The 19493-nt window shown below is 64.8% G+C and carries 16 protein-coding genes; 12 read left to right on the top strand and 4 right to left on the bottom strand.

Annotated elements, in window-relative coordinates; translation table 11 throughout:
* Positions 1 to 32: 32 nt before the first annotated feature.
* The 3 genes from ACRXBZ_RS05120 to ACRXBZ_RS05110 all read left to right on the top strand — a co-directional run bounded on the left by ACRXBZ_RS05120 (position 33) and on the right by ACRXBZ_RS05110 (position 1228).
* Positions 33 to 167: a hypothetical protein gene (locus ACRXBZ_RS05120; RefSeq protein ID WP_433878024.1), complete on the top strand. Its 135-nt coding sequence runs from the start codon at positions 33 to 35 to the stop codon at positions 165 to 167.
* A 95-nt stretch (positions 168 to 262) separates the two neighbouring features.
* Positions 263 to 880, top strand: a complete 618-nt coding sequence (locus ACRXBZ_RS05115) for a helix-turn-helix transcriptional regulator (protein ID WP_168589662.1) — start codon at positions 263 to 265, stop codon at positions 878 to 880.
* Positions 881 to 1003: 123 nt separating this feature from the next.
* Positions 1004 to 1228: a hypothetical protein gene (locus tag ACRXBZ_RS05110; RefSeq protein ID WP_168589661.1), complete on the top strand. Its 225-nt coding sequence runs from the start codon at positions 1004 to 1006 to the stop codon at positions 1226 to 1228.
* On the opposite strand, the gene ACRXBZ_RS05105 is transcribed toward ACRXBZ_RS05110, so the two are convergent.
* Positions 1219 to 4938: a BTAD domain-containing putative transcriptional regulator gene (locus ACRXBZ_RS05105; protein ID WP_433878023.1), complete on the bottom strand. Its 3720-nt coding sequence runs from the start codon at positions 4936 to 4938 to the stop codon at positions 1219 to 1221. The genes ACRXBZ_RS05110 and ACRXBZ_RS05105 overlap by 10 nt on opposite strands.
* 375 nt (positions 4939 to 5313) lie before the next feature.
* On the opposite strand from ACRXBZ_RS05105, the gene ACRXBZ_RS05100 reads away from it, so the two are divergent.
* The gene (locus tag ACRXBZ_RS05100) at positions 5314 to 5742 is read left to right on the top strand and encodes an SsgA family sporulation/cell division regulator (protein WP_433878022.1); all 429 of its coding nucleotides are present in this window, start codon (positions 5314 to 5316) and stop codon (positions 5740 to 5742) included.
* A gap of 28 nt (positions 5743 to 5770) precedes the next feature.
* Here the strand turns inward: ACRXBZ_RS05100 and ACRXBZ_RS05095 are convergent, their stop codons facing one another.
* A complete protein-coding gene (locus ACRXBZ_RS05095) occupies positions 5771 to 6751 on the bottom strand; it encodes an IS66 family transposase (RefSeq protein ID WP_433878021.1) in 981 nt (326 codons plus the stop codon).
* Between the two features lie 318 nt (positions 6752 to 7069).
* Positions 7070 to 7417: a hypothetical protein gene (locus ACRXBZ_RS05090; protein WP_433878020.1), complete on the bottom strand. Its 348-nt coding sequence runs from the start codon at positions 7415 to 7417 to the stop codon at positions 7070 to 7072.
* A gap of 377 nt (positions 7418 to 7794) precedes the next feature.
* Between ACRXBZ_RS05090 and ACRXBZ_RS05085 the strand changes: the two genes are divergently transcribed.
* The 6 genes from ACRXBZ_RS05085 to ACRXBZ_RS05060 all read left to right on the top strand — a co-directional run bounded on the left by ACRXBZ_RS05085 (position 7795) and on the right by ACRXBZ_RS05060 (position 13615).
* On the top strand, positions 7795 to 8415 hold the full coding sequence (locus tag ACRXBZ_RS05085) for a helix-turn-helix transcriptional regulator (protein WP_433878019.1): 621 nt from the start codon (positions 7795 to 7797) through the stop codon (positions 8413 to 8415).
* 469 nt (positions 8416 to 8884) lie between these two features.
* Positions 8885 to 10162 (top strand): ABC transporter substrate-binding protein, encoded by a 1278-nt coding sequence (locus ACRXBZ_RS05080; protein ID WP_433878018.1) that lies wholly within the window; start codon positions 8885 to 8887, stop codon positions 10160 to 10162.
* Between the two features lie 6 nt (positions 10163 to 10168).
* On the top strand, positions 10169 to 11122 hold the full coding sequence (locus tag ACRXBZ_RS05075; RefSeq protein ID WP_433878017.1) for a carbohydrate ABC transporter permease: 954 nt from the start codon (positions 10169 to 10171) through the stop codon (positions 11120 to 11122).
* 3 nt (positions 11123 to 11125) lie between these two features.
* Positions 11126 to 12007, top strand: a complete 882-nt coding sequence (locus ACRXBZ_RS05070) for a carbohydrate ABC transporter permease (protein ID WP_433878016.1) — start codon at positions 11126 to 11128, stop codon at positions 12005 to 12007.
* A 7-nt stretch (positions 12008 to 12014) separates the two neighbouring features.
* Positions 12015 to 13451, top strand: coding sequence for a GH1 family beta-glucosidase (locus ACRXBZ_RS05065; RefSeq protein WP_433878015.1), 1437 nt, complete (start codon positions 12015 to 12017; stop codon positions 13449 to 13451).
* 14 nt (positions 13452 to 13465) lie between these two features.
* A complete protein-coding gene (locus tag ACRXBZ_RS05060) occupies positions 13466 to 13615 on the top strand; it encodes a hypothetical protein (RefSeq protein ID WP_433878014.1) in 150 nt (49 codons plus the stop codon).
* 641 nt (positions 13616 to 14256) lie between these two features.
* Here ACRXBZ_RS05060 and ACRXBZ_RS05055 read toward each other — a convergent pair.
* Positions 14257 to 14784, bottom strand: a complete 528-nt coding sequence (locus tag ACRXBZ_RS05055; protein WP_433878013.1) for a transposase — start codon at positions 14782 to 14784, stop codon at positions 14257 to 14259.
* A gap of 1014 nt (positions 14785 to 15798) precedes the next feature.
* Here ACRXBZ_RS05055 and ACRXBZ_RS05050 point away from each other — a divergent pair.
* Positions 15799 to 17043, top strand: a complete 1245-nt coding sequence (locus tag ACRXBZ_RS05050) for a tyrosine-type recombinase/integrase (protein WP_433877550.1) — start codon at positions 15799 to 15801, stop codon at positions 17041 to 17043.
* Positions 17040 to 19445: a tyrosine-type recombinase/integrase gene (locus ACRXBZ_RS05045; protein ID WP_433877551.1), complete on the top strand. Its 2406-nt coding sequence runs from the start codon at positions 17040 to 17042 to the stop codon at positions 19443 to 19445. The genes ACRXBZ_RS05050 and ACRXBZ_RS05045 overlap by 4 nt, the downstream gene beginning before the upstream one ends.
* Positions 19446 to 19493: the final 48 nt, after the last annotated feature.

Raw genomic sequence — 19493 nt, 5'->3', positions numbered from 1 at the left:
GCGGGCTTGTGTTGCGGCAATTGGAGACTGAGATGTCGGACGCCCGCCAGTACGTCCTGTGGTGCCGTGCGGCGGGTAACGAACAGGCCGCCCAACTGCATGTCGTCTGGATCGACCTCCTGCTCGACGAGTGGAGCCGGTGCAGCCTGACCGTGCAGCAGTTCTGATCAGGGACAACAAACGTAGAGAAAGTGTAGAGAAATTGTGAAGACGGTCTTCGCACACTGAGATCAAGACATCACAGAGCGTGTGGGAGGCCCCGATGAACCGAGTGCGCGTGGGTGTGCAGGCCGAGGATCCGATCACCCTGGCGGGCTTGACGAGTTTCCTCAAGACGCGGACCGAGCTCTTCGTGGTCGCCAACCCCGCTGAAGCCGATGTGATCGTGTTCGCCGCAGACCGCGTCAATGCCAAGATTCTGACCGATATGCGGCATTCCGCACAGCAGTGGTCGATGCCCAGAGTGCTGGTCACCAACGAACTCAACCCGGCTGATGTGCTCGGTGCGGTCGAATCCCGCGTCGTGGCCGTGCTGCCGCGCACCGCGGCTACCGGATCGAGACTGATCAACAGCGTGATCGCCGCGGCCAAGGGTGGCGCCATGATGCCACCCAACCTGCTGGGCGAGTTACTCAAGCAGGTCGATTACCTGCAGCGGGAAGTGTTGACCCCGAAAGGCTTGAACGCATCCGGGTTGACCTCCCGGGAAGTAGACGTACTGCGGTTGATGGCTGACGGACTGGACACCGCGGAGATCGCACAACAGTTGTGCTACTCCGAGCGGACGGTCAAGAACGTCGTCTATGGGGTGACCAATCGACTCAACCTGCGCAACCGGCCACACGCGGTGGCCTATGCGATGAGAGTCGGAGCGATCTGATCAGAAGGAGACGGGCCACGTGGGTGAGCGACTGCGCGAAACAGGTGGCCCTCGGCTAACTTCCCGGCGCTGGCGACCGAATCCGGCGTATGCCGGAAGGTCGCGGCGCGAAGGAGGACCTCGATGCTCGCCACGGATGAGATCCCCGCGAATACAGCGGGATGCGTGCTTCCATGCTCCGACGAACAGGGCAGCGATCGCGAACTGACGCTTGTGTTCGCTGGACGGAGGATGGTTCTGACCACTCCAGATGGTCTTGATGTGGTGCTCACGCCGTTGCAGGTCGAACGGTTGCGCGCGGCGTTGCGAGACCTGTTGCTGGATGTCGACCCAGGCGATTACCTGTGAACCTCGGCCAGCGCGTGGTCTGGGACGTGTCTGCGAACTTCGTCGACGACGGCGAATCGAGAGTGCACGTTCAGCTTGCCCAGGATGCTGGTTACATGACTTTGCACAATTCGTCGTGGTACGGCCAGCTCGGCAGCGATGTCCGGGTTGGAACGTCCTTCCGAGACCAGGATTGCGATCCTGACCTCTTCCAGGGACAGGGCAGCCCAGCCGTCGGCGGGGCGCGTGACCCGGGTGTGCGGACTCGGGAGAATCCCATGTGCGCGTAGCCTGGACTCGGCTCGGCGGATGTCCCAGCGGGCAGACAGCAGGCCGAATTGCTGGACGGCCTCGTCGAGTGTGCGCTGGGCGTCGTCCCGCAGATCCCGTTGGGCCAGGAGCAGCGCGACATCTTCTAGAGCCGCGGCGAGTTCGATCCCGCGCCCCACCTCCCGGTAGTGCTGCACCGCGGCCATGATCGGTTCGGGGTCGCCGGAGATGAGCCCTTCGCAGCGGGCAGCCGCGGTGAACGCCCGAGCCGGCTGGCTTTCCTCGACCGCTTCCTCTCGGCACACGTCCAACGCCTGGTGTGCCCGGTTGAGATCGCCGAGCTCAACCGCCAGCCGGACGAGGTCCGGCAGCCATTGGTGCCGCAGCATCAGGGGCGCGAACCCCGGACTTAGGATCGGATCCATGATGGACAGGGCCTTTTCCGGTTCCCCGCGTTGCTCGGCCGCCAGTGCCTGCGCGACCAGCAAGAAGTCGACGTTTTCCCGCTCCGCGCCGCTCGACGGCGAGTACTCCTCGGCAGCGTCGAGATGACGCGCGATCGTCTTGGCGTCTTCCCGCCGCCCGGCGATCAACGCGCCGACTCCGTGTGAGAGCAACGCGGCCGGACCGGGCTCGCGCAACCCGTAGAACGAGATCGCAGGTCCATCCTCGGTCAGGGTCTGCAACTCGAGCATGGCTTCGTCCCAGCGGCCCACCCAGTAGTAGTGCACCGCCTCGGTCACCTGAAGACCGCTGGACGAGAGGTCCTGTGCCGCGACCTTGCGGGCCGAGCGCATCGTCTCTTCCGCCTCGTCCAGGCGATCCAGGTTCTGCAAGGTGAACGTCCGGTTGTCGAGCAGATCGAAGCGGAATTCGGAGAGGTCGGGATCATCGCCGATCACCTCGAGCGCCTTGTCGACGTACTCCAGCGCTCGCAGGTGATCCCGGCGCACCGTGTCCACCAGCCACCTGGTCTGCAACGCGTGCGCGATCGGGTAGGGCTCACCCGCCGTCACCGCCTCCGCATAGGCGTCAACGGCGCTTTCCTCGGTCGCGTCGAGGTCGCTGAGGTCGCCGCGGCGGAAGTTCGCCTGCAGCGATCTGTGCCTGGCTCGCCAGATCTCTGGTACCGAGGGATTGTCGGCCGAGCCCCCCAGAGTGTCGATCGCCACGGCTGTTTCGCCTCTTCGGAACAACATCGCTGCCAGCAGCTGCCGCATCTCCGCCGACCGGTACGGGTCGGTCGCGACGGCGAGGGCTTGCCGCACTTTCGGCTCCGCGTCGCGGCCCGCCCGGAACAGCACCTTCGCGAGCGCGGCGAGCAGCACCTCTCGGTTGGCGTCACTGGCCGGGCAGGTTTCGAGCGCACGCTCGAACAGCTCGATGGCGATCAGCGGTGCCCGGTTGGACACGGCGACGTGGTTGTCCGCCAGCCACTCCAGCACCCAGCGGTCGTCGGCAGCCGGTGCGGCCAGGAGCTGTTCGGCGACCTGCCGCACCGGGGCACCGCCGCGGGCGAATGCCTCCGCCGCCTGCCGGTGCAGCGCACCCCGCACCGCCTTCGGGATTCCGTCGTAGAGCGCCTGCCGCAGTAGCGGGTGCCGGAACGCCAGTTGGGTCTCGGCATCGACGACGACATCGGCAGCGACAGCTTCCTCGAAGGCCGACAGAAGCTCGAACGCTTGTTGGCCAGTGGCCGCGGCGACGTCGGTGACGGAGAATTCCAGACCGAACAGCGCACCCCAGCGGAGCACTTCCCGGGCGCGCGGGGAAAGGAAGTCGAGTCGCCTACCGACAGCGGCAACGAGGGATTGAGGAGCATCCGAGATCGATGACGCGGGGACGTCGGCAGTGCCGTCGCCGATGGCCACGGCATCGGCCCGCAGCAAGGCGTCGGTCATTTCCTGCACGTACATCGGATTTCCCGCGGCGCGTCCGGCTATTTCCCGCAGCACCGGACCTGGTTTGGCGCCGACCAATTCGCCGAGCAGCTGGTCGGTCTCGGTCTCGGACAGCGGAGCCATCAGGAAAACCTCGCCATCCCGCGATTCGACGGCGCGGCGCAGCTGTCCCACCTCCGCCCGGTCTGGTGCCGGGCGTGATGCCGCGACCAGCAGCAGCGGCAATTGGCGCGTCGCCGCGCAGAGCCGGTGCCACACCAGAACGCTGGCCTCGTCCGCCCACTGCAGATCGTCGATGACCAGAATCAGCGGCGAGATCACGCAGATCTCATCGACGAGTTCGAGCAGCCGGTGGACCGGGTCGGCGGAATGCTCGCCGTGCAGGGTGGCGGCAAGCTGTGCCCGCCGCGGGTCGGATGCCGTCGCATCGATCCCGAGACACTCCGTCATGACCTGGAGCGGGAATCGCTGACTCAGTTCGTCAGCCACCGCCCATGCGAGTTGGCAGCCGCGGCGGCCGGCATCGGCGAGAGCAACTGTGAGCAGCTCGGATTTCCCGATCCCCGGATCGCCCTCGATCCATACCGGCCGGCCACGGCCCGCGAGCACCTCGGTAACCAAGTCCCGCAGGCGGGTGACCTCCGAAGTGCGTCCGACGAAGCGGCTTTCCTCGCTTCGCTGCAGTGCACGGGTGACGTGGGCCGGAACGACCGACAGCGGTGGGCAGCTGGCCGACCGTGGTACTTTGCCAGCCGCCGGTGGCCTCGCCGGCTCTGCGTCCAACGCAGGATCGTTGGCCAGGATCTGTTCGTGCACTCGACTCAGCTCGGGCCCTGGTTCGACGCCGAGCTCCTCAACCAGCATTCGGCGGGCGTCCCGGTAGACCTCCAATGCCTCCGCCGGCCGTCCGCTGCGGTACAGGGTGGTCATCAACAACACGCGCAGGGACTCCCGTAACGGGAAGTCGCGGACCAGCCCGGCGAGCTCCGCAGCCAGATCCACGTGACCGCCCAGTGCGAGGACAGCCTTCGAACGGTGCTCGATGGTCGCTAGGCGCAATTCCGCCAGGCGTTCGCGTTGGCGCTCGGCGAATGGCCCCGGGACGCCGGACAGCGCTTCCCCGCGCCACAGACCCAACGCAGCGTTCAGGGATTCGACCGCGGCCTCAGTGTCACCGGAGGAAAGCTGTTGCCGACCCTGGTCGCGCAGCCGCTCGAAGACGGCGACGTCCAGGTCTTCCGGAGCGAGCCGAAGCGTGTAACCGGCTGGTTGTGAGACCAGGATGCCGTCGTTGGACCGTCGGGAGCGCTGCGGTTCCAGGCTGCGGCGCAGGCCTGAAATGTAGGTGTAGACGCTGCCTTCGGCGCTGGTGGGAGGGCGTTCTCCCCACAGTGCATCGATGAGTTCATGCCGGGAGACGGCGTGATTGGCGTGCAGCGCTACCGCCGCGAACACCGCTCGCTGGCGTGGTGGGCCCAGCGTGATCTCCTCTTGTCCGAGCCAAGCGCGCGAAGGCCCCAGCAATTCGACCTTGAGCGGGCCGCTCACGCTCACAGGCATTGCCACCCCTAGTTACACAGAAGCCACCGATGGTTGGGTCTCCTGTAAGATAGTGCACCTTCGGGCATCCGTTTGTGTCCTTGATCTTGTTTGCTCGAAGGATTGCCCGTTTGTACACGCGTGCTGTTTGCCCGAAGGATTGCCCCTTCGCGCACGTGCGCCGTCAGGAGGAGTGCTTTGACACCGCTGCGTCTTTGGCGGCGTCTCGCGGTCGGTGTCGTTTCTGCTCGTCGGCTGGACCTCCCGAGCTGTTCCACCGCTTGCGGCGGGTGGTCGCCGGCGGTTTGCGACGAGCTGAAGACGGCGTGAAGAAGTTGTGGATCGAGGACGGCCATGCTGTGTGACGTGCAGGATTCGACGCTTAGGAGTGCAGCCATGGTGAGCCAGAACCACAAGACGATCCGCTCTACCGCGGTTTTCGGCCTGACGGCCCCGGCGGGCGTGAAGACGCCGGTTAGGGTGGAAATGCGGTACGAGAGCAGTGAGCCGTACGCCGTGAACATGAGCTTCCACGCGGGGATGAGTGGTCAGATCGACTGGTTGATCGCCCGGGACCTGCTGGCGGACGGACTGGTCGTTGCGAGTGGCGAAGGTGACGTGCAGATCATCCCCCAACTCGACAACCACGAGGTCGTCATCATCGCATTGAGCTCGCCGTCCGGGCAGGCGGCCTTCGAAGCGCCCGCTGCCAAACTTGCGGAGTTCCTCGACGAGACCTACGGCGTCGTCGCCCCCGGTGACGAGGGCCAGTGGATGAGCATCGACGAGGAACTCAGTCGATTACTGCAGACTGACCTGCATTGAGTCGGGTGGCCGTGAGCGCTTTTGGGTGCTAGGGCACCCACAAACACTCACGGGTGCGGTTGTGACCGTGTTTGACCGCGGTGGAGAGGTATCCGCGGATTCGGTAGCGGTCGGTGGTGCGTTTCTCGCTGGTCAGTCGCCCGGAGATGTTTTGTTGCACTGTGCTGGGCCGTAGGTCGCGTTCGGCCTGGTTGGAGGTGGGCGGCACCTTCAGATCGTGGGCGAAGCGCAGCACGTCGGGCTCGCGGTCGCGCAGGACTTCCAGCAACAGCCGGGCTTTACGTTCACCGGGACGGTTGCCATGGCTGGTTGTGTCGGACAGCCCAACCAGTACACCATCTCGAAGCCGCTTGATCAGCGCATTCTTCGTCTGTTCGTCGATGGCATCACGACCGGCGTCGCGGGTGAGGTTGGCGTGGTGGATCAGCCCGCGCAGCGCATCGGCGATCTGGGTGGGCCAGTGCGCATCGGGATAGATCTCGGCGGCACCATCAAGATCACGAAGCAAATGCTGGCAGCACAACTGGTGGGTCAGCTCACCGAGCTCGGCGGAGTCGTAGTTTTGGTAGCGGTCGTGCACGATCACCGAGCCGGCCGGATCGGCCAGCACGAACGCCTTGAAGGTGGCCAGGTCCCGGTCGCCGAGCAGGTAGTGGGTGTAGAGCTCGGTGCACGCGACCAGCAGGTACTTCTCGGCTTTCTTCCTGCCCGGCTTGGGTGTACGTGACCCGACCCGCAGTGGGGTTTCATCGCAGCAGACGGCGTAGGCCTGGGTGATCAGCGTGCGGATGCGCTTGTCGACCTCGGCCAGCAGCCCGGCGGCACGATGCAGCATGCCGTGCACGAACCCCACCGACGGGGCGGCGCCAGTCAGCGACTGGAGCAGTTGCACGCAGCGGTGCGCGGGGATGAAGTGCACGACCATCAGATGCACCGCGAAACTTTGCAGGTTCGGGCCGTAGCCCACCGCGCCACCACGAGCGCCCACCGGGCGAGTGGCCGTATGCACCCGGCCGCACTCATCCGGCACCGGCACTTCACGATCACACCGCATCCGATCAACGCCGTGATCACCGGCCCCCACTTGATCACCGACTGTCAGCTCAACACTAGAACCCACACTCTCCGCGCACCCGGTGAATGTTTTACTCACGGGTGTTCTTCGGTCTCGCCGCGTTTTCTGGCAGCAAAATAGGGGGTAGGAATTCCTACCCCCTCGCGTGGGTTTCCAGGGGAGGTGCCTTGGACGGCGCAGGCGCCATGCCCTTCGTGCGGGGCAGCCTCCGGTAGTTCCGCGTAGCCTGGTTTTCGGGTGCTTCCGGGAGAATCAAGCCAGACCGAGGAATCGAGGTGCTTTGATTCTGACGGTCGGGGCGTCAAGGACGGCTTGCGTGTCCAAGCGATCGATGTCCGTGAGGTTGCCGTCGTACGTTTCGATGACCAACCGGAGAAGGACGCGGTCTTCACGCGACATCCGCCGCCGTCTCGCCGCCCCGATGGACGCCATCGCCTCCGCCGCGGGCAGCACGTTCCCGCGCTCCAGGTGGGCTGCCACCACGGCCGTTTGCTCCTCGTCAAGGGCCGAGCCCATGTGGAAGAGCACCTGGTCGAGGGCGTCTGTGAAATCCTGTTGCTGGGCGCCCGGCAGGGCTGTGTCCCGGTCCGTGACGGACATCTCATCCTCCCCTGGGGCGGTCAGAGCAAAAGGTACGTATGCGCGCGGCTGATCCTTCTGCCGCGGGGATGCGGACCGCCTTTGGCTGGCAATTGACGCGATCGCAGGCCTCAGGTAGGAGTATTCGATCCCGATCCTGCATTGCAACGTTAGCGCCCCGCTGAGGTACCGGCTAGCACGTTGCCCTCGCGTCCCTGCGAGGTTGCACGGACCCGCACGTGGTGGACGGGTTCGGCTAAGCACATGTGCGGATGTGCGATGGCGTGATTCCGGCGGGACTTCACATGTTTCCAGCCGATCTGGAGAAGACGTAGAGACCTTGTGGAGTCGGCTCCGGCAGGTTGTTCGGTGCAGAGTAGAGAACCACGGGAGGTGCGATGGAACGAGTTCGCGTGGCTGTGCTTTCCTCCGATGCCATTACGCATGCTGGGCTTGAAAGCTGCCTCGACTCTCGCGCCGAGGTGTTGGTGGTGCCGAATCGAAACCTCGTCGAGGTGGACGTCGTCGTCCTGGCAGCCGAGCGACTGACTGACGGGGTGACCGCCTTGCGCGCCTTGGGGGCCGACTTGGAGCGCAGTGCGGTCCTGGTGATTGACCAGTTGGATCCGGCTGGTTTGCTCGCGGCGGTCGAATGTGGTGTGGCGGCGGTGATTCCACGCACTGCGGCCACCGAGGATCATTTGATAAGAGTCATCCAGGTCGCCGCGACCGGAGGTGGCGTGCTGCCGCCGGACCTGATGGGAGAGCTGCTCCGCGAGATTGCTCGTCTGCAGCGGGAGGTCCTGGCGCCGCGCGGCATCAGCGCTTCCGGGTTGACACCGCGCGAGCTCGATGTCGTCCGCTTGCTGGCCGAGGGCTTGGATACTGCTGATATCGCTGAAAAGCTGGCCTATTCGGAGCGCACCGTGAAGAACGTCATCTACGGAATGACCAACAGGCTCAAGTTGCGCAACCGGCCACATGTCGTCGCCTACGCAATGCGTGCAGGCGTGATCTGACACGCTTCAATAGTCTGTCCCCGTTCGGGCGCCGCGGCAGGGGTGGTGGATGGGCGAGAATTGCTGACCGCCGCCCCGCGGATGCCGGAGAGTCTGTTTGCGTCGCCGAACGAGGAAGCTCGCTCGGCGACGCGTTCTTCTGGCAGCTCGCTCGGCGACGCGTTCTTCTGGCAGCTCGATGCCGTAGCAGCGTCAGCCTGAACGACCAAACCACAGGCGCGCGGTACGGGCGTAGAGCGAAAATGAAGAGATTCTGTCAGCAAGTGAGCATGCTTCGCAAGTCCCTTTGGAGGGGGTTGACGCCCGTGGTCCACGCGACTCCGCGCGCTCATCCGCGGTCGTATGACCGCGGCCGGATGTACCAATGGGCAGATTTTGCTTCCCGATGTGGACATGCTTCTCGGGCACTTGGTGAACTCATGATCAGTCTGCGCCATGGTGGTTCGCGACTGACAGATGAGGAAGTGCGATGACGATAAGACGTTCATCCTGGTCAGCCCTCGCGTTGAGCGCAATCCTGCTGGGGGCGCTGGCAGGGTGCGGGGGAGCCGGCGGATCCGACAGCGGGAAGATTGAGATCAAGGTCGCGACCTTCGGTGAGTTCGGCTACGAACCGCTGTTCGCGGAGTACGAGGCGCAGCACCCCAACATCGACCTCGTGCCCCAGGTCTCCGACTTCGAGGCGCACCACAAGGGGCTGGCCACCCATCTCGCAGGCGGGAGCGGCGTCGCCGACGTCATCGCGATCGAAGAGCAGTACATGCCGCAGTTCCTGCAGTCCAAGGACAAGTTCGTCAACCTTGCCGATTTCGGGGCCAAGGAGTTGCAGGGCCAGTGGTCCCCTTGGAAGTGGGAGCAGGGGGCCAGCAAGGACGGCAGCTTCGTCCTCGGCCTCGGGACGGACATGGGTGGTCTCGCGCTCTGCTACCGCCGTGACATGTTCGGGAAGGCCGGCCTGCCAACCGACCGCGATGAGGTGGCCAAGCTGTGGCCGACCTGGGAAGAGTTCGCCCGGGTTGCCGATCGGTTCAGCGCGGCAGTACCTGATGCGAAGTTCGCCGATTCTGCCGGCAGCCTTTACACCGCGATCCTCAACCAGTCCGAGGAGAACTTCTTCTCCAAGACGGACGATTCGTTCATCGCTGACCGGAATCCGAACCTGCGCCGCGCCTTCGACATCGCCGGGAGCATCGGGGCGAAGGGCCAGACCGCCAAGGTGACCACCTACACCCAGGCGTGGAACGTCGCGGTCAAGCAGGGTTCGTTCGCCGTCATGAACTGCCCGGCCTGGATGCTGGAGCAGGTCAAGGATGCGGGCGGCAATGCGAACACGGGCAAGTGGGACGTCACGACGGTCCCCGGCAACAGCGGCAACCAGGGCGGCTCCTACCTTGCTGTGCCCAAGCAGAGCTCGCACCAGAAGGAAGCCTACGACGTCGCGAAGTGGCTGACCGCTCCAGAACAGCAGAAGAAGATCTTCTTGCAGAGCGGAATCCTGCCCAGCACACCAGCCGCCTACCAGGCCCCCGAGGTGGTCAGCAAGACCGATCCGTACTTCAACAACGCGCCGGTGGGCAAGATCTACGCGTCCGCCGCGGACAGCCTGCGACCGAACTACCGCGGTCCCAAGGACAGCCTCGTGCGCCCGAAGTTCGGTCTGGCGCTTGGCCGCGTCGAAGACGGGAAGCAAACCCTCGACGAGGCGTGGGCCGAAGCAGTCCAGCAGGCACGCGAAGCAGTCAAGTAGAGACCGATGCCAGCGCGCCCGTCGGCCTTGCCGTCAACAGTTTCGGGTTCACGCTCGAGCCAACTGCTCGCCAGGATCGACGGTCGAGTCTCGCCCTACCTCTTCATCGCGCCCTTCTTCGTGCTGTTCGCGGTGTTCGGCCTTTTCCCGCTGCTGTACACCGCGTGGGTCTCGCTGCACGACTGGCAGCTGATCGACGGTGATCAGGGTTTCGTCGGGTTGGCGAACTACGCTGCGCTGTTCGCCGACCCCGACTTCTACAACGCCCTGTTCAACACCGCGAGCATCTTCCTGGTTTCCACCGTTCCGCAGTTGTTGGCCGCTCTCGGCATTGCGGCCTTGCTCAACCGGCCACTGCGGGCGGGAACCGCATGGCGGGCCGGCGTCCTGCTGCCGAACGTCGTTTCAGTGGTAGCCGTGGCGCTGGTCTTCGGTCAGTTGTTCGGGCGTGATTTCGGCGTGATCAACTGGATCTTGGGAATGCTCGGCGTGGAACCCGTGGAATGGGAGGCGCAGCGCTGGTCCTCCCACCTGGCCATCGCGGTCATGGTGATGTGGCGTTGGACCGGCTACAACGCCCTGCTTTACCTGGCGGCCATGCGCAACGTCTCGAGGGAGCTCTACGAAGCCGCAGCGCTGGACGGAGCATCGAGGTGGCGGTCGTTCTGGTCGATCACCGTCCCCGGAATCCGGCCGACCATCATCTTCACCGTGGTGGTGTCGACGATCGGCGGCCTGCAGCTGTTCGCGGAGCCGCAGCTGTTCGACTCGTCGGGAACCGCGGGTGTTGGTGGCAACGACCGCCAGTTCCAGACGTTGACCATGTACCTCTACGAGAAGGGGTTCGGCCTGTTCGACGCCGGGTACGCGGCGGCAATCGCGTGGGTGCTGTTCATTGTTTGCCTGCTGTCCGCCTTGGCGAACTTCGCGCTGGTCCGCCGCATTCGGGGAGGCGGTTGAGTCATGAGCGCGAGTGTTGTTGGCCGGCCGCCGCGGGTTCGCGGATCTGCGGGCGCGCGGCGACTGGACCGCCGGCCCGGCGGTCTGGTCTACGGCTTCCTCTTCGCGGTGGTCGCGACGTCGGTTTTCCCGCTGTACTGGTCCTTCGTGGTGGCTTCGAGTGACGGATCGGCGATCGGTGAGGTGACTCCTCCGCTGATCCCAGGCGGCTACTTCCTGGACAACGTCCGACGTGTCTTCGACACCGTGGATTTCTGGTTGGCGATCCAGAACTCGTTGATCGTGTCGGGCACAGTCATGGTCTCGACCGTCGTGCTGTCGAGCTTCGCCGGATTCGCTTTCGCCCGCCTGCGCTTCCCGGGAAGGAACACCCTGTTCCTGGTCGTGCTCGGCACGGTGATGGTGCCCGCCCAGCTCGGCGTGGTCCCCCTGTACATGGTGGTCGGAAACTTCGGATGGTACGGCCGTTTGGAAGCGGTGATCGTGCCGGGACTGATCAACGCGTTCAGCGTGTTCTGGATGCGCCAAGCGTGCGAGGAGGCGGTGCACGTCGAGCTGGTCGATGCGGCCCGGGTCGACGGCTGTTCGCTGTGGGGAACGTTCTGGCACGTCGCGGTCCCTGCGATCCGTCCCCAGGCGGCGGTGCTGGGCATGGTGACGTTCATGGCGGCGTGGAACGATTTCTTCTGGCCGCTGATCGTGCTGGACCCGAACGAGAGCCCCACCGTTCAGGTCGCCCTGTCGAGGCTGGCGAGCGGGTACTTCCTGGACTACTCGTTGATGCTGACCGGTACGACTCTCGGCGTTTTGCCCGTTATCATCGTATTTGTCTTGCTTGCACGTCAGATCGTGAACGGAATTACGCGGGCTTCAGTCAACGGATGAGGTGGTTATGACCAACGGGCAGGAACTTGCATTCCCACCGGGCTTTGCCTGGGGGGTTGCCACGGCCTCGTATCAGATCGAAGGTGGTGCGAAAGAAGATGGTCGTGGGGCGTCCATCTGGGACACGTTCACCGCCCGGGAGGGCACGGTCGTCAACGGCGACACGGGTGAGACGGCCTGCGATCACTTTCACCGCTACCCCGAAGACGTCGCACTGATCGCGGAACTCGGGTTCCCGACGTACCGCTTCTCGGTGTCCTGGCCCCGAGTCATGCCGGACGGGCGGACGTTGCAACCATCGGGAATCGCGTTCTACGATCGGCTTGTCGACGAGCTGCTCAGCCACGGCATTAATCCGATGGTCACGCTCTACCACTGGGATCTGCCGCAGGCACTCGAAGACACCGGGGGATGGCGCGTCCGCGACACCGCCGCACGGTTCGCCGATTACGCGGCGACGGTGTACAGCGCTCTCGGCGATCGAGTCCAGGAGTGGACGACGCTCAACGAGCCGTTCTGCTCGGCCTTTCTCGGCTACGGCAACGGGGTTCATGCGCCCGGAATCGTCGATCCCGGCACGGCGCTAGTCGCAGGACACCATCTCCTGTTGGCTCACGGATGGGCAATGGACGTATTGCGGACAGCCGCAAGCCCTGGGCAGCGATTTTCCATCGTGCTGAACTTCTCGCCGGTACTGGTCGATGTGGACGACGAGCCGCACCGCGAGGCGGCGCGCAAATTCGATGGTATGCATAACAGGATCTTCCTCGATCCGGTGCTGGGCCGCGGCTATCCCGAGGACGTGCTCGGCGATGTCGCTCACCTGCAGGCCCTGGAACCCGCGATCCATGATGGCGACCTGACGACGATTGCCGCCCCGATCGACTGGCTCGGGGTGAACTATTACGCGCCGACCCGCGTGGCACCGTTGCCGGATCCAACCGCACCGAGCAACTGCGGCCTTCCAGGTTTGCGGGGCTTCAACGTGCTTCCGCCGCGCGGCCCGCTCACCTCGTTCGGTTGGGAGCAGACACCAGAGTCGCTGACTGACCTGTTGCTGTGGCTGCACCGGCACTGCCCGGACCTTCCGCTCGTGGTGGCGGAGAACGGCGCTGCTTTCCCTGACGCGGTCGACTTCGACGGCCGGATCCGAGACGGCGAACGGATCCGCTACTTCGCCGAGCACCTCCGCGCCGTCCACCGGGCGATCGAGCAAGGCGCAGACGTTCGCGGCTACCTCGCCTGGTCGTTGCTGGACAACTTCGAGTGGGCGATGGGGTATTCGCAGCGGTTCGGTCTCGTTCACGTCGACTTCGACACCCAGCAGCGCACGATCAAAGACAGCGCCCGGTTCTATTCGCACGTCGTGGCCGCCAACGCCATCCCGGACGGGGCCTCGAACGCCATCCTGGACGGTGCCTCGGTCGATCGAGTTGCGGACTGACATCGAGATAACCCGTGCACCTCGCTGGACGGCTACCGCCTTCCAGCGGGACGAAGGAGACGCTGACCACCGCGCACGGTCGTGCGCTGGCCCGCTCGTTGCCGAGGGCGATGTTTACCTCGGGTCGGTTCAGCACCAACGAGGAGATCGCGACCGATTCGTGAAATGCTGCGCATGGCCGAAAGCCATGCGCAGCGCTTTTTTCACCAGGCTCGGGGCGCCTCCCGAGCCCAGGTCGCCGTATTTGTTGCTGAGCAGCTGCAGCCTGATTACCCACGACCCTGTCCTCGATCACGAACCCGGTGACGTTCGAGAAGCTCAACCCCTGCGAGCCAGTGCAGCGGCTACGAACCTTGATCGTCCTATTGATCACCATGCGCTCGCAGCCCACCACCCCCGGCCCGCCTTGGAGATCTGCCGACATCGGGCCCTTCCGCGTTCACCCGGGTGGTGGTCAATTTCTCGCGAAATTGGTTAGGGCGTAGAGGGTGATCATATTTCCCCAACCCGGACATGCGCAGAAAAAATCGCCGTCACCTGCTCGGATTCGTGACGCTGTGTGGTCGATGCCGCTGGGCGGCGTGGTGGCGGTGTGTTGTGGTGGCTCCGCTGCTGGGCGGGTCGGCGGCCTGGTGGTGTGGGCTGTGAGAGCTTTTGGGGCCGCCGTATCGGGCCGCTGGATCAGCCTGGACCGTCGCTGTGTTGGGTGCGTCGGTGGTGTCGTTTCCGGCATGCGTCGCTGGCGTATTTCTGTCGTGGTGTCAGTGATGTTTCACGGCTCTTCGCATCTGGCGGGATCTTGTAATCATGTGACTACGCATGGTGCAGCAGAGGTGTTGACGGTGTGTAGCCATTCGGGGCGGGTGGACCGGGACGCGGTGTAGCGGGAGCGGCGTTGTTGATGGGTGACGTTGGTGAACCCGAACGCACCCCGGTAGACGAGCTTGACCAGACGGTTGACGCCCTCGGCGGCGGCGTTGCTGTGGCCGGTGAGCACGCCCCGGGCGATCTCGGTACGCCAGGTGGAGATGGTCTGGGCCAGGGTCACGATCTCCGGGACGCTGGCGCCGATCGTGCCGCAGAAGGTGAAGAACGCGTGGAATGCCCGGCGTAGCCGGTGGCCGGTGGTTGCCACGCCGGTCTGGTTGGGCGAGAGGCCGATCACCGCGCGGAGCAGTTCCTTGGCCCGCCACGCCGCACCGATCTGCCGGCCGTACCCGCCCAGATCGGCCAGGACACACAACAGCTTGTTCCGTGCCCGCTCGGAGAGCTTCTCCTTGGTGCAGATCGGTGCCGACAGCACCGGGATCCGCGTCGGCCACCCTCGGGTCACCGCCGCCGGCGGTCTCCCCGTCCTGACGATCGGGCCCGGCGTCGCAGGCCACACCGGCCCCACGGTCGGTGGTCGTGGTGGTGTCGGTGACCACGATCCCCGCCTGGGCGGCCACCCCGACGAACGCGTCATGCACGGTGTGCCAGGCCATCCCGACCCCGGCGGCCACCCGGGACACCGGCACCAGCCAGTCCCCGACCAGATGCCCCGTCACCGTCCTGGCGTGCGACGAGATCCCGGCTCGCCGATCGGCCAGCGGCCCCGTCTCGACGAAGCTCGCGTTACCGCACTCGGCGTTCCCACACCAGAATCGAGACTTGTGCCAGCTCACCCGCATCGCGACCATCGTCACGTGCTTGACGGTATGCACCGTGGACTCTCTGACCCGCTCCGCGGCGTGCCCACAGCCCGGACAGCACGCCGCCCGCGGGGCCGCGGTCGTCACATGCACCGTCCAGGAACCATCCGCCTCCCGCTCGATCACATCGATCTCGACCCCGTCCAGTCCCAGCAACTGCGCCGGCACCGTAGTCTGTGACACGCGCCCACCCGCCTCTACCGATGATCCTTGCTCTTGGTCGACAAAGATCATCACAGGTTCGGTGGGCGCACCTCGTCCCCGCCCTACACAAGCCACGGGCGCGGCTACAGAACGCAACAATCAGCTATCACCACAAGTGATCACTCGGATACAGGATCCGCTCCACTGCGAAGAGCCGCTTTTGTAGAGTTCCAGGACTCCACAGCGGCATTGGAGGCGGCACAGCGATGGCGTCCGTCACGAGCCATGCCCAAGCAACGGCAAAGCCACCACTTCATTGACCTCGCACGGGCCTACCACATGCACGGAGACCGCAAGAACGCCTTGCGGTCCTTGCAGGAGGCTCGACGGATCGCACCGCAGCAAACCCGTTCTGTTGACCGGATTACTGGGCGACACGCCGTCTAGATGGGGCTGCTTGTCACTGGGTAGTCGGTAGATCTGGTCCACCTTGATCGGAGAGGTGGACGAGGGTGTTTGACGAGGTTGAACGTAATGTCGGCTCGATCCGGCTTCCGCGGTGGGGACGAGTTGTGTCGGCTGCGGGGTCGGTGCCGTGGCTGGTGGTCGATCCCGATGGTGTGCCGGTGGAACCGGTGCGTCGGTTCCTGGTTGAGTTCGTGGCCCGGGACAACCGGCCGGGCTCGGTGCGCAGTTATGCCTATGATCTTCTGCGGTGGTGGCGGTGGCTGCGGGCCGTTGGGGTGGACTGGGACAAGGCCACCCCGGCTGAGGTTCGGGATCTGGTGCTGTGGCTCAAGCAGGCTGCCAAGCCCGGACAGAGGCCGCGGACGAAATCGGCAGGCACTGCGGGCTGTGTCAACCCGATCACTGGCAAGCGCCATCAGGGAGACCAGTACGAGCCGCGAACAATCCGGCACTCGAACGCGGTGCTGCGGAGCTTCTACCAGTTCTGGATCGAGGACATAGGTGCGGGCCCGCTGATCAACCCGGTGCCGCAGGAGCGGGTCAAGGGGCGTCGGCCCAACTCCCATCACAACCCTCTGGAGCCGTTCCGGGCTGAGGGCCGTCTGCGCTACAACCCCAGGGTTCCCAAACGGAAACCTCGGGCGATGCCCGACGAACGGTGGAACGAGCTGTTCTCGGCTATGCGCTCCAATCGGGACCGGGCGATCCTTGCGGTGGCGGTCAGCAACGGCGCCCGAGCGTCGGAACTGCTCGGCGTTCGAGGCGTCGATTTGGACTGGGGAGATCAACTGGTCCGCGTGATCCGTAAGGGCACCCGCACAGAGCAGTGGCTGCCCGCCAGTTCAGAGGCGTTTGTGTGGATTCGCCTGTATTTGGCCGATATCGGCGACCTGCTGGATCGAGACGAGCCGCTTTGGCTGACCCTCCGCCGCCGTGACCGGGGCACCGGACTGCGGCGTCAGCCGATGAACTACGAGGCTCTGCGTGCGGTTTTCCGTCGCGTTAACGCCGTCTTGGGAACGAACTGGTCCATGCACGATCTCAGGCACACTGCGGCGATCCGGATGAGCCGGGATGAGTCACTGTCCATGCGGGACGTGCAGACAATCCTAGGCCACGCGCACCTGAGTACCACGTCGGATGTGTATCTCGTGGAGGACGAGGCACAGGTGGTCCGTCGGGTCCAGCAGCATCTGACCGACCGGCAGCAGCCGCAGCAACCACCGCCGGTGGCGGTCGGATATGACGACGCAGACCTCTCGGTGTTGTTCGGGAGGAACCCACAATGACCACCGCGACAGTCCAGCTGAACCTCCGCAGCCGCCAAGGCCGACGCATCACCAACGACCACTTCCATCTGCTCGATCAGCGGCGAACCGGCTCCGCCGACCATCTGCCAATCGAGGATGTCCTGCGGTTGCTGCGCCAGCTACCGGACTGGCCAGGCCGCGCCGAGCACCAGAACCGGATCACCAAGGGTGCCCGTGTGATCTTGAACTGGCTGCTTGAACACCCCGGTTCAGGCTGGCAGGACAGATGGGTATCGGCCGGGGCCGACGGCGGCCCGGATTGGCTTGACGGGCTCGCGCCGGAGGACACACGTCAGCCTCACACCAAGCGGTATCAACACCTTGTCGGGCTGGCTGCCTTGGTGCTGTGTCGAGTGATCGTGCCTAACTACGACTTTCTTACCCGCTACCGGTCCAACAACCTGTTCGACCGGACACGGATGGTCATCTCGCCGAAGTCGTTCGCCCGCGTCGAGCGCGCCGCGATCGAACGGGGACTCAGCGCCCGCGAGCGCGGTGAGGCGTTGAGCGTGTGCAGCAAGATCGTGCTGCGCACCGGCAAGGACCTCGACCAGGTGACCGCGGAGGACGTGCTGGAGTTGCACGCCTGGAGCCATCGCCACTGCGGCAGAGCGGTCCGGGGGCTGCACCTGGCTTGGGATCTGCTCAGCGTGCTCGGAATCACCCCGGAAGGCGTCACTCTGCGGGCGGCCCTGAAACGAGGGCAACTTCGCACCGGGGAGTTGGTCGACGACTTCGATATCCAGTGCCGGCCTGTCCGCGATGTCCTCGTCCGCTATCTCGACGAGCGTCGGCCGGCGATGGACTACGGCTCGTTCCGCAGCCTGGCCAGCCACCTGGCCGGGCGTTTCTGGGCCAACATCGAGCAGCACCATCCGGGTATCGACACCCTGCACCTGCCAGACGAGGCGGCCCAGGCATGGAAAGAACGGGCGCGATTGTTCGTCACCAAGGACGGACAAACCAGGGAGAGCAAGGACTTCCACCGCCTCTTCATGCGAGTGAGGGCCTTCTATCTCGACATCCAGGAATGGGCGCTGGAGGACCCCAGCTGGGCGCCATGGGCGGTTCCCAGCCCAGTGCGCAAGATCGATACCCAGGGATATATCAAGTCCCGCAAGAGGATTATCTCCGAGATGCACCAGCGCGTCCGAGAGCGACTTCCTCATCTTCCGCTGTTGGCCGACGTCGCCGAACGCCTCCGGGCCGAGACAGCGGCGTTGCTGGAAGCCGCCGGCGAGCACGATCCGGGTGAAGTGTTCGACCACGCAGGCACTCGCTACCGCCGGACAGCCCCCAAAGCGCTGACCAGGACAGCCCGCCAACAGGCGAACCTTCCTATCGAAGCGCAGAACCTGGCCACCGATGAGACGACCAACCTGACCCGCCGCGAAGACGAGGCGTTCTGGGCCTGGGCGGTCGTCGAAACGCTCCGCCATACCGGCATCCGCCTCGAGGAACTACTGGAGATCACCCATCTAGCGTTGGTGTCCTACCAGCTGCCGGATACCGGTGAAATCGTTCCCCTGCTGCAAATCGTGCCGTCCAAAGGAAATGAGGAACGGCTGCTGCTAGTCAGTCCCGAGTTGGCCAGTGTCCTGGCCACCGTCATCACCCGGCTGCGCAAGGACAATGATGGAGCGGTCCCGCTCGTCGCCCGCTACGACCCGTATGAGCGAGTCACTGGCCCGCCCCTGCCGCACCTCTTCCAGCGAGCGTTGGGCTCCCGCCACATGACTATCAGCGTCACCACGGTCTACAAGCTCATCAACACAGTGCTGGCCGCTACCGGTCTGCGGGATGCAACAGGCCAGCCGCTGATCTACACGCCGCACGACTTCCGCAGGATGTTCACCACGGACGCGGTGACCGGCGGGCTTCCGGTTCACATCGCAGCAAGGTTGCTTGGTCACAAGACCGTGGCCACAACGGAAACCTACCTGGCTGTTTTCCAAGAGGACTTGGTGCGCTCTTACCGCGCCTTCCTCGACAAGCGGCGAGCCATGCGGCCGCAGGCCGAGTACCGCGAACCGACCGCAGAAGAGTGGCGCGAGTTCCAGCAGCACTTCCAGCTTCGCAAGGTGGCGTTGGGAGACTGCGGCCGTCCATATGGGACGCCGTGTCAGCACGAGCACGCGTGTTTGCGGTGCGCCATGCTTCGGATTTCTCCCAAAGAACGGCCCCGCCTGGTCGAAATCATCGGCAATCTCAAAGATCGCATCCAAGAAGCGAAGCTGAACGGGTGGCTCGGCGAGGTCCAAGGACTCGAAGTCAGCCTGAACGAGGCCACAAAGAAGCTCGTCCGCCTGGATCGCATGCGTGATCGACAGCCCACCGGCCCAGTCAACCTCGGCATCCCCATCATCCGCGACCCACAATGACCGACCTCGCCAACACGGCCCCAACATCACACTGGTGCCGCGATGTCG

This window comes from Saccharopolyspora hattusasensis (assembly GCF_050972075.1).
GTDB lineage: Bacteria > Actinomycetota > Actinomycetes > Mycobacteriales > Pseudonocardiaceae > Saccharopolyspora > Saccharopolyspora hattusasensis.
This window is presented reverse-complemented; position numbering and strand designations above follow the sequence as displayed.

Excerpts from the sequence above, each read along its gene's own strand:
- ACRXBZ_RS05120 (WP_433878024.1), top strand. The coding sequence starts at position 33 with ATGTCGGACGCCCGCCAGTACGTCCTGTGGTGCCGTGCGGCGGGTAAC.
- ACRXBZ_RS05115 (WP_168589662.1), top strand. The coding sequence starts at position 263 with ATGAACCGAGTGCGCGTGGGTGTGCAGGCCGAGGATCCGATCACCCTG.
- ACRXBZ_RS05110 (WP_168589661.1), top strand. The coding sequence starts at position 1,004 with ATGCTCGCCACGGATGAGATCCCCGCGAATACAGCGGGATGCGTGCTT.
- ACRXBZ_RS05105 (WP_433878023.1), bottom strand. The coding sequence starts at position 4,938 with ATGCCTGTGAGCGTGAGCGGCCCGCTCAAGGTCGAATTGCTGGGGCCT.
- ACRXBZ_RS05100 (WP_433878022.1), top strand. The coding sequence starts at position 5,314 with ATGGTGAGCCAGAACCACAAGACGATCCGCTCTACCGCGGTTTTCGGC.
- ACRXBZ_RS05090 (WP_433878020.1), bottom strand. The coding sequence starts at position 7,417 with ATGTCCGTCACGGACCGGGACACAGCCCTGCCGGGCGCCCAGCAACAG.
- ACRXBZ_RS05085 (WP_433878019.1), top strand. The coding sequence starts at position 7,795 with ATGGAACGAGTTCGCGTGGCTGTGCTTTCCTCCGATGCCATTACGCAT.
- ACRXBZ_RS05080 (WP_433878018.1), top strand. The coding sequence starts at position 8,885 with ATGACGATAAGACGTTCATCCTGGTCAGCCCTCGCGTTGAGCGCAATC.
- ACRXBZ_RS05075 (WP_433878017.1), top strand. The coding sequence starts at position 10,169 with ATGCCAGCGCGCCCGTCGGCCTTGCCGTCAACAGTTTCGGGTTCACGC.
- ACRXBZ_RS05070 (WP_433878016.1), top strand. The coding sequence starts at position 11,126 with ATGAGCGCGAGTGTTGTTGGCCGGCCGCCGCGGGTTCGCGGATCTGCG.
- ACRXBZ_RS05065 (WP_433878015.1), top strand. The coding sequence starts at position 12,015 with ATGACCAACGGGCAGGAACTTGCATTCCCACCGGGCTTTGCCTGGGGG.
- ACRXBZ_RS05045 (WP_433877551.1), top strand. The coding sequence starts at position 17,040 with ATGACCACCGCGACAGTCCAGCTGAACCTCCGCAGCCGCCAAGGCCGA.